The 11,068-nt window shown below is 69.9% G+C and carries 11 protein-coding genes; 10 read left to right on the top strand and 1 reads right to left on the bottom strand.

The genetic code is table 11. From position 1 onward, the window contains the following. Window positions 1-73: 73 nt before the first annotated feature. The 10 genes from AC2EAQ_RS07145 to AC2EAQ_RS07100 all read left to right on the top strand — a co-directional run bounded on the left by AC2EAQ_RS07145 (window position 74) and on the right by AC2EAQ_RS07100 (window position 10,509). Window positions 74-478: a gamma-butyrobetaine hydroxylase family protein gene (locus AC2EAQ_RS07145; RefSeq protein ID WP_484641264.1), complete on the top strand. Its 405-nt coding sequence runs from the start codon at window positions 74-76 to the stop codon at window positions 476-478. A gap of 13 nt (window positions 479-491) precedes the next feature. Beyond that, complete coding sequence (ubiE, locus tag AC2EAQ_RS07140; RefSeq protein ID WP_484641261.1) at window positions 492-1,235, top strand: bifunctional demethylmenaquinone methyltransferase/2-methoxy-6-polyprenyl-1,4-benzoquinol methylase UbiE; 744 nt, start codon at window positions 492-494, stop codon at window positions 1,233-1,235. Between the two features lie 251 nt (window positions 1,236-1,486). Then, window positions 1,487-2,533: an EpsD family peptidyl-prolyl cis-trans isomerase gene (locus AC2EAQ_RS07135; protein ID WP_484641259.1), complete on the top strand. Its 1,047-nt coding sequence runs from the start codon at window positions 1,487-1,489 to the stop codon at window positions 2,531-2,533. Beyond that, the gene (gene epsE / locus AC2EAQ_RS07130; protein WP_484641257.1) at window positions 2,530-3,387 is read left to right on the top strand and encodes a polysaccharide export protein EpsE; all 858 of its coding nucleotides are present in this window, start codon (window positions 2,530-2,532) and stop codon (window positions 3,385-3,387) included. The genes AC2EAQ_RS07135 and epsE overlap by 4 nt, the downstream gene beginning before the upstream one ends. Window positions 3,388-3,389: 2 nt before the next feature. Next, window positions 3,390-4,823 (top strand): chain length determinant protein EpsF, encoded by a 1,434-nt coding sequence (gene epsF / locus AC2EAQ_RS07125; RefSeq protein WP_484641253.1) that lies wholly within the window; start codon window positions 3,390-3,392, stop codon window positions 4,821-4,823. Further along, entirely contained in the window at window positions 4,820-5,731 is a 912-nt protein-coding gene (gene epsG / locus AC2EAQ_RS07120) for a chain length determinant protein tyrosine kinase EpsG (RefSeq protein ID WP_484641249.1), read from the top strand. The genes epsF and epsG overlap by 4 nt, the downstream gene beginning before the upstream one ends. Window position 5,732: 1 nt before the next feature. Beyond that, window positions 5,733-6,617 carry an exosortase B gene (gene xrtB, locus AC2EAQ_RS07115; protein ID WP_484641243.1) on the top strand — a complete coding sequence of 295 codons (885 nt, stop codon included), beginning with the start codon at window positions 5,733-5,735 and terminating at the stop codon, window positions 6,615-6,617. A gap of 48 nt (window positions 6,618-6,665) precedes the next feature. Beyond that, on the top strand, window positions 6,666-8,246 hold the full coding sequence (locus AC2EAQ_RS07110; protein WP_484641241.1) for an O-antigen ligase family protein: 1,581 nt from the start codon (window positions 6,666-6,668) through the stop codon (window positions 8,244-8,246). Between the two features lie 150 nt (window positions 8,247-8,396). Beyond that, window positions 8,397-9,119, top strand: coding sequence for a class I SAM-dependent methyltransferase (locus AC2EAQ_RS07105; RefSeq protein ID WP_484641238.1), 723 nt, complete (start codon window positions 8,397-8,399; stop codon window positions 9,117-9,119). Between the two features lie 43 nt (window positions 9,120-9,162). Then, on the top strand, window positions 9,163-10,509 hold the full coding sequence (locus AC2EAQ_RS07100; protein WP_484641234.1) for an oligosaccharide flippase family protein: 1,347 nt from the start codon (window positions 9,163-9,165) through the stop codon (window positions 10,507-10,509). Between the two features lie 52 nt (window positions 10,510-10,561). Here AC2EAQ_RS07100 and AC2EAQ_RS07095 read toward each other — a convergent pair. Further along, a partial coding sequence (locus tag AC2EAQ_RS07095) for a right-handed parallel beta-helix repeat-containing protein (protein ID WP_484641232.1) occupies window positions 10,562-11,068 on the bottom strand: 507 nt, incomplete at its 5' end.

Genomic DNA, 11,068 nt, shown 5'->3' with positions numbered 1-11,068 from the left:
CGGCCCAACTGCGACAGGACTTCACGAACCCGGCCCTCCAGTTCCGCGACTGGCGGCTCGCTACACTCGTCCCATGGCCGCCACCCCCACCCCCACCGCACTGACGGTGCACCAGGCTTCGCGCGAGCTCGAGATCAGCTTCGACGACGGCGCCACCTACCGCATCGCGTTCGAGCTGATGCGGGTGTATTCGCCGTCGGCCGAGGTGCAGGGGCACGGGCCGGGCCAGGAAGTGCTGCAGACCGGCAAGCGCGAGGTCGGCATCGACGCGCTCGAGCCGGTGGGCCGCTACGCCGTGCAGCCGACGTTCAGCGACGGCCACTCCAGCGGCATCTTCTCCTGGGAGTACCTGCACTTCCTCGGCTCCCAGCAGGAGCGCCTGTGGGCCGACTACGAGGCCCGGCTGGCGGCGGCGGGCGTGTCGCGCGACGCGCCGATGCCCGAGGCGGGCGGCCACGCCTGCGGCCACCACCACTGAACCGGGCGCCGGCATGGCAGACGACGCGGGCAAGACGCACTTCGGGTTCGAGCAGGTCGAGCCTTCCGAGAAGGCGAAGCGGGTGCGCGGCGTCTTCGACGCGGTGGCCGGCAAGTACGACCTGATGAACGACCTGATGTCGATGGGCCTGCATCGCGCCTGGAAGGCCTATGCAGTGACCGTGTCGCAGGTGCGCGACGGCGACCGGGTGCTCGACATCGCCGCCGGCACCGGCGACCTGACGCGCGCGTTCGCCCGGCGTGTCGGGCCGCGCGGCCTGGTGCTGCACACCGACATCAACGAGGCGATGCTGCGCCAGGGCCGCGACCGGCTGCTCGACGAGGGCGTGCTGGTGCCGTCGGTGCTGGCCGACGCCCAGGCGCTCCCGCTGCCCGACGCCTGCATGGACATCGTCAGCGTGGCCTTCGGCCTGCGCAACATGACCGACAAGGCCGCGGCCCTGGCCGAGATGGCCCGCGTGCTGAAGCCGGGCGGGCGGCTGCTGGTGCTGGAGTTCTCCAAGGTGGCCGCGCCGCTGGCGCCGGCCTACGACTGGTACTCGTTCAACGTGCTGCCGCGGCTGGGCCAGTGGATCGCCGGCGACGCCGCCAGCTACCGCTACCTGGCCGAGTCGATCCGGATGCATCCCGACCAGGCCACGCTCAAGGCCATGATGAAGACGGCCGGTTTCGGCCACGTCGATGTGCATGACCTGGCCGCCGGCGTGGTGGCGCTGCACGTCGGCGTGCGCTGCTGAGCCTCCCCCCGAGCGCGGGGGACCGGCGGAACCCGTCCGTGCCGCCGGGGTCGGTGACACACCGGCCGTGCGGAAGTCACGCAACCACCCCCTGACGGCAGGTGCAGTCCCACATCCGGGGTGCGTTGCCGCAGGGGTCCAGTCGCTACACTGCTTCGATGGTCTCGTGGCTGCCGCGGACCCCTTTTCCTGACAGGCCGACGGGCCGCCCTGCATCTTGTCTGGCCCCTCGGGGCAGGAGACTCCTGAACATGCTCGCCAGCGTCATTTCGCCCTCTGCCGCGTCACCGTCCCGATGGCTGGCTGTTGCCCTGGTGGGGGCTTCGCTGCTGGCCGGCTGCGGTGACAAGAAGGACGCCCAGCCGACCCAGGCCGCCGCCAAGGTCAACAAGGAAGAGCTCACGGTCCACCAGATCAACGCCGTGCTGGCCCGGCAGGACCGGGCCGTGCCGCCCGGACAGGCCGAAGAGGCTGCGCGCCGCGTGCTCGAAGGGCTGATCGATCAGGAGCTGGCGGTACAGAAGGCCGCCGAGATGCGGCTGGACCGGGACCCGCGCGTCGTGCAGGCCATCGAGGCCATGCGGCGGGAGATCATCGCCCGCGCCTATGTGGAGAAGATCGGCGAGTCGGTCTCCCGGCCCTCGGCGGCCGAGGTGAAGAAGTACTACGACGAGAACCCCGCGCTGTTCCGTGAACGCCGCATCTACCAGTTCCAGGAGTTCAACGTGCAGGCGAGCGCCGAGCAGGTGGGTGCGCTGCGCGACCGGCTGCTGGCGGGCAAGGCGCCGGTCGACGTGGCGCAGGTCCTGCGCGCCGACAACCTGAAGTTCTCGGCGGCCCAGTCTGTCCGGGCGGCCGAGCAGGTGCCGCTGGACCGCCTGCCGCAGCTGGCCCAGCTCAAGGAGGGCCAGCTCCTGGTGACGCCGGTGCCCGGCGGCGCGAGCGTCGTGCAGCTGATGGCATCGCGGGCCCAGCCGATCGACGAGGCCCGGGCCGCGCCGGCCATCGAGCAGTTCCTGCTCAACGACCGCAAGCGCAAACTGGTGACTCAGGACTTGAAGGCTTTGCGCAACGCGGCCAAGATCGAATACGTGGGCAAGTACGCAGGGTCGGCGCCGCCGGCGGAGGCTGCCGCGGCACCCAGCGTGGCCGACGCCGCGGCATCGGCGGCCGCGGCGCTGGAGCCGCGTCAGCCGGGCGAGACCGCGCCCGCTGCCGCCGCTGCGGCAGCGAGTGCAAGGCCAGGCGCCACCGAGGCCGAATCGGCCGCCATTCGCAAAGGACTCGGATTCAAATGAGCATTGGCCTGTCCCGACTGTTTCACCGTGCGGTGCTGACCGCGTTCGGCCTTCTGGCCGCGGTCTTCGGGCCGGTCGCCCTGGCCCAGACAGGCGCTGCCGCGCCCAACACGCCGGCCTCCAGCACCCAGTACCGGCTCGCGCTCGGCGACACGATCCGGGTCACCGTGTTCCAGGTGCCCGACCTGTCGCTCGAGACGCGCATCAACGAGGCGGGCGCGATCTCGTATCCGCTGCTGGGCAGCGTGAGCCTGGCCGGCCTGACCGTCACCGAGGCCGAGCAGCGCATCGCGCGCGGCCTGCGCGATGGCAACTTCGTGCGCCAGCCGCAGGTGTCGATCACCCTGACGCAGGCGCGCGGCAACCAGGTCTCCGTGCTCGGGCAGGTCGGACGCCCCGGGCGCTATCCCCTGGAAACCGGCGAAGTCCGCCTGACCGACATGCTGGCCACGGCCGGCGGCATCGCGCCGGGCGGCAGCGATGTCGTGGTGGTGATGGGCACCCGCAACGGGCAGCCCTACCGGGCCGAGGTCGACCTGCCGGCCGTGTTCAGCGCGAACGGCCGCCGTGGTGCTGACGTGGTGCTGCAGAACAACGACGTCATCTGGGTCGAGCGCGTGCCCCAGATCTACCTGTACGGCGAAGTGCAGCGCCCCGGCGCGCTGCGCCTCGAACGCAACATGACGGTGATGCAGGCCCTGGCCAGCGCCGGCGGCCTGACGGCACGCGGCACGGCACGCGGCCTGCGGGTGTCGCGCAAGGACGCCAACGGCGTCGTGCGCGAGGTCGAGCCGGCCATGTCCGATACGCTTCGCCCGGACGACGTGGTGTTCGTCAGAGAGTCGGTGTTCTAGCCATGAACATGAATCTTCGCCAGGCCCTGCTGGTCCTGCGGTTGCGCTGGTGGGTCGTCCTGATCGTGTTCGGTCTCATCATGGGGCTGACCTACGCCGTCACCCGGGCCATGCCCAAGCAGTACACGGCAGAGACCGTGTTGCTGCTGGACGTGCGCTCCGACCCGCTGCTGGCGACACTGATGCCCAACCTGACCACGCCGGCGTTCATCGCCACGCAGGCCGAGATCCTGCGCAGCGACCGGGTGTCGGCCCGGGTGGTCGAACGCCTCGGCCTGGCCAAGGAGCCCGCGGCCGTCGAGCAGTGGCGTACCGCGACCCAGGGACGGATCCCCATCGAGACCTACTACGGCAAGATCCTCGAAGGCGGCCTGGTGGTCGAGCCGGGCCGCACGGGGGCCGTCATGAGCGTCACGTTCACCGGCAACGATCCGAAGTTCGCCGCGGCGGCGGCCAACACCTTCGCCCGGTCCTACATCGACCTGACCGTCGAGTTGCGGGCGGCGCCGGCGCGCGAGAACGCCGGCTTCTTCGACGAGCGCCTGAAGTCGCTGCGCGAGGAGCTCGACGCGGCCCAGGGGCGACTGTCAGCCTTCCAGCAGCGCCGTGGCATCGTCGTGTCGAACGAGCGGGTCGACCAGGAGACGGCGCGCCTGAACGCCCTGGAATCGGCCCTGGCCGCAGCCATTGCCGAGTCTGCCGACACCACCAGCCGTCAGCGCAATGCCGGCACCGAGACCTCGGTCGACGTGTCGCAGAGCACGGCGATCCAGAACCTGCGCGCCGAACTCGCGCGGGCCGAGACGCGACTGGTCGAGGTCAGCGCCACTTACGGGTCCAACCACCCGGTGCGCATCGAACTCGAGACCCGCATTGCGGAGTTCAAGCAGCAGATCGCCGCCGAGATGCGCCGCGTGTCGGGCACCACCGCGACGATCAGCCGCATCTCCAACCAGAAAATCGCCGAGCTTCGCAACCTGGTGGACGCGCAGAAGCGTGCGGTGCTGAACCTGCGGGCCCAGCGCGATGAGGCCGGCGTGCTGCTGCGCGAAGTCGACACCGCGCAGCGCGCGTTCGACGCCGTGGCCCAGCGACGCGCCCAACTGGCCAACGAGAGCCAGGCCGAGCAGGCCGCCGCCCGCGTGCTGAGCCCGGCCACCGAGCCGCTCACGTTCTCGAAGCCGAACATGGGCAAGAACATGGCCGCAGCGCTGATCGCCGGTCTGGTGCTCGGAGTGGCAGTGGCCTTCATGCTCGAGACCGTGGACCGCCGTGTCCGCAGCGCCGACGACCTGGCCAATGCCGACGGCATCCCGGTGCTGGGCGTGATGTCCACGCGCTCCGGCAAGGCCGCCTTCACGCCGCGGCTGGCCTTCGGCCGCCGGGGGCCGCAGGCGATGCCGCCCCAACTCACGCTCGACAGGGGCCCCCAATGACCGCAGCGTCGATGGTGTCGACCAAGGTCCGCAACGCGGACCGGTCGATCGGGGCGATCCTCATCGACGCGGGCCGTCTTCGCGTGGAGGATGCCGAGCGCATCATCAATTTCCAGCGCCAGTCTTCGCTGCGCTTCGGCGAAGCCGGCATCGAGCTCGGGCTCATCAACGAGTCCGACGTGCTCTACGCGCTGTCGCTTCAGTTCAACTATCCCTACCTGCAGTCCGGCCCCGAGCAGCCGATCAGTCCCGAGGTGGTGGCGGCCTACCGTCCCTTCAGCCCGGAAGGCGAGGGCCTGCGCGCCCTGCGCAGCCAGCTTCAGCTGCGCTGGTTCGACGAGCGTGGCACGCACAGCAGTCTGGCGCTGGTCGGCACCGCGCCCGGCGAGGGCCGCTCCTACATGGCGGCCAATCTGGCGGTCACCTTCGCCCAGCTCGGCGAGCGCACGCTGCTGATCGACGGCAACCTGCGCACCCCCCGCCAGCACAAGCTGTTCAAGATCGAGAACCAGATGGGCCTGTCGAACCTGCTGGCCGGGCGCATGCAGGATCAGGTGGTCACCTTCATCAGTGGCATTCCGGGCCTGGCGGTGCTGCCGGCCGGGCCGACGCCGCCCAACCCTGGCGAACTGCTCAGCCGGCCCGTGCTGCAGCGGATCCTGCACCAGAGCATGTCGACGTTCGACGTGGTGATCGTCGACACGCCGGCGATCTCCATGGGCACCGACGCGATGATGCTGGCCAAGGCGGCCGGGGCTTCGCTGATGGTGGCCCGCACGAACATGACGCGCACGGCGGCGTTCAATGAGGCGGTGGAAGCGATGAACACGGCCGGCATCTACGTCGTCGGCTCGGTGCTGGTGGACGTGCCGGCACGCAAGAAGCCCGCCGCCACCGCGGAGGCCTGACGTGTCGGCGGTGTTGCAGGGCCCCGCGGCAGCCGGCGCCGGCCGGCTGCCCTGGGTCCTGGCGCTGGCCGGGTTCGCCGCGATGTACCTGCCCGTCTACTGGGACGCGGCCCAGGGGCTGTGGCAGACCGACGAGATGGCGCATGGGCCGATCGTCGCGGCCGTGGTGATCTGGGCACTATGGCAGTCGAGGCAGGCCTTCGCCCGTGCCGTGCCGTCGCCCCGGCCCCTGGCGGGATGGGCCCTGTTCGGCATCGGCGTGGCCCTGTACCTGCTCGCCCGCGTGTTCGTGATCGGCAGCCTCGAGTTCGCGTCGCAGCTGTTCGTCGTCACCGGGGGGCTGCTGCTGCTGCACGGCGCTGGCGCACTGCGTGCCGTCTGGTTCCCGGTGGCCTACATGGCCTTCCTGATTCCGCTGCCGGCCTCGATCGTCAACACGGTGACCGGGCCGCTGAAGCACTGGATCTCGGTGATCGTCGTCGACGCTCTGCACCTGACCGGCCTGCCGATCGCACGGTCCGGCGTGACCATCTCGATCGGGCCCTATCAGCTGCTGGTGGCCGACGCCTGCTCCGGCCTGAACTCGATGTTCGGCCTGGCTGCCATCGGCGCGCTGTTCATGTACGTGATGCGGCGGCCGGGTTGGCTGCACAACGCGATCATGCTGGCGTCGATCCTGCCGATCGCCTTCATGGCCAACATCGTGCGCGTGGCCTGCCTGGTGCTCGTGACCTACAAGTTCGGCGACGAGGCCGGGCAGGGCTTCCTGCATGGCGCCGCAGGGATGCTGTTGTTCCTGGTGGCCCTGGTGATGCTGTTCACGCTGGACGCCGTCGTCGCTGCCGTGCTGCGCTTGTTCCGGCGTCCACCCGCACCCGCCGCGTAGCGCCGCCGGCCGCCCGAGCCCGCCGCACCGAACCGCAGGGGAAGCCGCTTGCCCGAACACATTCGAGCCCTCGTGGTCATCCTGGGCATCGCCACGATGGTCTGGGCGATCGCCCGGGTGCCGTACACGACCTACCTCTGTCCGGCCGAGGACTTCAAGCGCTGGCGCAACCTGTGGTACGGCCTCACGCTGGCCGCGTTCCTGGCGCACAACTACTGGCTCTTCACCCTGGTGGCGGTGGCGATGCTGGTCTGGACCCAGCGCACCGAACCCAATCGCTTTGCGCTGTTCATGGCGGTGATGCTGGCCCTGCCGTGGATGGGCCGGTCGCTGCCCGGGCTGGGCATCATCAACGAGCTGTTCACGCTGACACCGATGCGCCTGATGGCGATCGTGATGCTGCTGCCGATGTGGCTGTCGTTGCGGCGCCAGCCGGGCGTCGATCCGTTCGGGTCGCTGCTGTGCGACAAGCTGCTGATCGGGGCGATCGCGCTGGAGGTGGTGCTGACCCTGCCCGAGCGCACCGTGACCAGCGTGGTGCGCGACAGCGTCATCTACAAGTTCACCGACGTGTTCCTCGTCTATTACGTGGCCAGCCGGTCGCTGCGGTCGACGGCCGCCTTCCGCGGCGCGATGGCGGCGTTCGTGGCTGGGGGCCTCGTGTTCTGCGCGATCCTGGTGTTCGAGTCGGGGCGCAACTGGCTGCTCTACCGGTCGGTCGACGACGCGCTCGGTGCGGCGCTTCACTCGGGCGGCATCTACCTGCGGCGCGCGGGCCTGCTGCGCGCCGAGGGCTCGGCCGGGCAGTCGATCATCGCGGGCCTGACCTGCGCCATCGCCATCGGCATGTACCTCTACCTGGCGGGGCGCATCCGCAGCCTGGCATGGCGCTGCGTCCTCGGAGGCATCCTGGCGCTGGGCCTCGTGGCAGCGCTGGCGCGCGCCCCCTGGCTGGGCACCGGCCTGATGGTGGTGGTGTTCCTGATGCTGGGCCCGACGCCCGGGGCCAACCTGCTCAAGCTGGCCGGCGTGGCCCTGCTGGGCATCCTCGTGCTGGCGGTCAGCGGGGCGGCGGACAACGTGATCGACTTCCTGCCCTGGGTCGGCACCGTGGACGCCAGCACGGTGGCCGGGCGCGAGCACCTGCTGGAGGTCGCGCTGCAGGTGATCTGGCAGTACCCCCTTTTCGGCCGCTTCGACTTCGGCACCCTGCCGGCTCTGGAAGTGCTGCGCGATGGATCGGGAATCATCGACATCGTCAACACCTACCTCATCATCGCCCTGAGGGGCGGGCTCACGTCGCTGTCGCTGTTCGTGGGCTTCGCCGTGGCAGGGTTGTGGGCGTTGGGCGCGGCACTGGCCCGCATCCGCGACCGCGCCGACGAGCGTCACGCCATCGGGCGGTCGCTGCTCGCCACCCTGGTGGGGGTGCTGTTCATCATCTTCACGGTCAGCCCGATCTTCAACGTCTACCTGTTCTTCTACTGCCTCGTCGGCATGGCCGTCGGTTTCGGCCGGCTCGTCGCGCGCGGCGAGCCGGCTGCCGGCCCGAAGGTGCAGCCCGCTGCGCGCCCGATGCGCCCGCCGCCCCGGTCCTGGGCCTCGGCTGCGAGGCCGCCCCGAAGCTAGGGGGTCGCGGATCAGTCAGATTGCACGTCGGGGGCGCTTTGTTCGAGCCTGTCCCTCGAGTTCAAGGGTGCGCGCCGACCGGGTCAGCCTGTAGCATGCGCGAGGCAGTCAAACAGCAACACACAACGCGAATCTCCGAGGGAAACCGGCATGCAGCAACCCGTGATCATGGACTCACCCGGCAAGGTGCCGTTCCTCAGCGACATGGTGCGCCGCCAGGGCGGCGAGGGCGCCGCGATCGACATCCTCGAAGCCGGCTGCGGCCGCCGCTGGTTGCTCAAGCTCGACGGCAAGCGCTACCACCTTACGGGTGTGGATCTGGACAAGGACGCGCTCGAGGTGCGCAAGAACGTCCAGAAGGACCTGCACGAGGCGATCCACGGCGACCTGCGGACGATCTCGTTCGGCGACCGTCGCTTCGACGTGGTCTACAGCGCGTTCGTGCTCGAGCACATCGCGGGCGCCGAGGAGGTGCTCGAGCGCATGGTCGGCTGGCTCAAGCCCGGCGGCATCGTGATCATCGAGATCCCTGATCCCGACACGGTCAAGGGCCGGGTCACCAAGATCACGCCTCACTGGTTCCACGTCTTCTACTACCGCTACATCCTCGGCAAGAAGGACGCCGGCCAGCCCGGGCACGGGCCCTACCGCACCCTCTACGACCCGGTCGTGTCGCGCCAGGGCGTGGCCGACTTCTGCCGCCGCCACGGCCTGAAGATCGAGGCCGAGTACGCGTTCCGCACCGACGGCCCGCCGGGGCCGCTGCGCCGTGTGCTGATGGACGTCGTCACGCGCATCTCGGGTCTGCTGACGCTGGGCTCGCTGTCGGCCAAGCACGCCGACCTGCTCTACGTGCTGCGCCGGCCGGCGTGACGGCCTTGCGCGCGTCGTCCGCTCCGCATACTGGCTGAGCCCCATGCTCTCATTGCGTCAGCGGGGACTGCGGGCGGGCGCATGGGTGGTCGGCAGCCAGGTCATCAACCAGGTGCTGCGCCTGGCCAGCAACCTGCTGCTCACGCGCTTCCTGCTGCCGGAGGCCTTCGGCCTGATGGCGGTGATCACGACGCTGCTGATGCTGCTGATGCTGTTCTCCGACATCGGCAGCGGCACGGTCATTGTTCAGAGCCAGCGCGGCGCCGACCGCAACTTCCTGCAGACCGCCTGGACCCTGCAAGTGATTCGCGGCTTCGGGCTCTGGATCGTGGCGGTGCTGATCGCGATCGGGCTCGTGCTGGCCCAGCGCGCGGGCTACTTCATTCCCGGCACGGTGTACGACGACCCCCGGCTGCCGTTGCTCATCGTCGTGTCGGCGCTGGTGTCGGTGTTCTACGGCCTGACCTCGGTCAACATCAAGCTGGCCGAGCGCAACCTGGACTTCGCGTTGGTCTCGATCATCGAGGTGGGCGTCGGGCTGCTGGGCATCCTGGCGATGGCGGTGGCCGCCTACCTGACCGGATCGGTCTGGGTGCTGGTGGGGGGCAACCTGCTCACGGCGGCGGCCAAGTGTGTGCTGAGCCACGTGCTCATCAAGGGCCCGCCGGCTCGCTTCCGCCTCGATTCGGAGGCCCTGCGCGAACTGCTGAACAAGGGCAAGTGGGTTGTCGTGTCGTCGGCCCTGGGCGTCGTGGCCATGAGCGGCGACAAGCTGCTGCTCGGCGGCCTGGTCGACAGCACGACGCTGGGCCTGTACTCGATCGCGCTCGGCCTGGCCAGCATCGCCTCCACGGCGATGTCGTCGCTGCTGGGGCGTGTCGTGTTCCCGGTGTTCAGCGAGGTCGTGCGCAACCGGCCCGACGAGCTGCCGCGCACCTACCAGAAGCTCCAGCTCTCGGTCGACCTGTGCGTCGGGCTGCTCGCGGGATTCGTCTTCATGGCCAGCGACGTGATCGTCTCGGTGCTCTACGACACGCGCTACCAGGGCGTGGGGCACATCCTGGCGGTGCTGGCCGTCGGCTCGATCGGCATCCGCTTCGTCGTGGTCGAGCAGATCTACCTGGCGATGGGGCAGACCTCGCTGCTGGCGCTGGCGGTGCTGCCGCGCGCCCTGTGTATCGTGATCGGCGTGCCGCTGGGCTATTCGCTCTACAAGCTCGACGGCGCGCTGGCCGCCGTGGTCCTGAGCCAGTTTGCCCATTGGCCCGTAGCGATCTGGTTCCGCTTCAAGCACCGCATCTACCGCGTGCTCGACGATGCGGTGCTGCCCCCGGCGGTGCTCGCCGGCGCAGCGGTCGGCTGGGTCCTCACCCGGGCGACCGCCGCCTGATCCATCGACCGGCCGCGAGCCCCGCCCGGGGCGCCTGGCAGGAGCACGCGCGTCAGCGGGCGCAGGCGCCGGTGGTGGCCGCAGCCCCCGTCACGTAGGTGTTGCCGGAGATGACGCTGGCGCTGGGGGCCTGGACCACGGCGCTGCCGGCCAGGGGTGCGGTGTGGCACACGAGGTTGTTGCGGATGATGGCGCCGCCGTCCTGGGCATCGCCGGCGCCCGGGGTGATGGCCGGGACCTGCACGCCGAGGTGGTAGGACGACTGGGTGTTGTAGACCCGGTTGTTCTCGATCAGCACGCCCGGGGCGGCCGAGACGCAGACGGCGCAGTTGCCCAGGTTGACGATGGTGTTGTCGCGGATGATGGCGTTGCGGAACCACTCGCCGCTGGAGTAGCCGGCGGTCATGCTGATGCCGAAGCAGGTGTTGTCGGCACTGGCCTGCTCGATGAGGTTGCCCTCGATGGTGAGGGCCTCGTGCTGGCCGTGGATGGTGAGGTTGCCGCCGTCGCAGCGGCCGGTGGCGGCGTTGACGGAGTTGCGGCGGAAGATGTTGTTGCG

This window comes from Aquabacterium sp. T101 (assembly GCF_057219775.1).
Note: the sequence above shows the minus strand (reverse complement) of the source record. Positions and strands in the feature narration are given on the sequence as shown.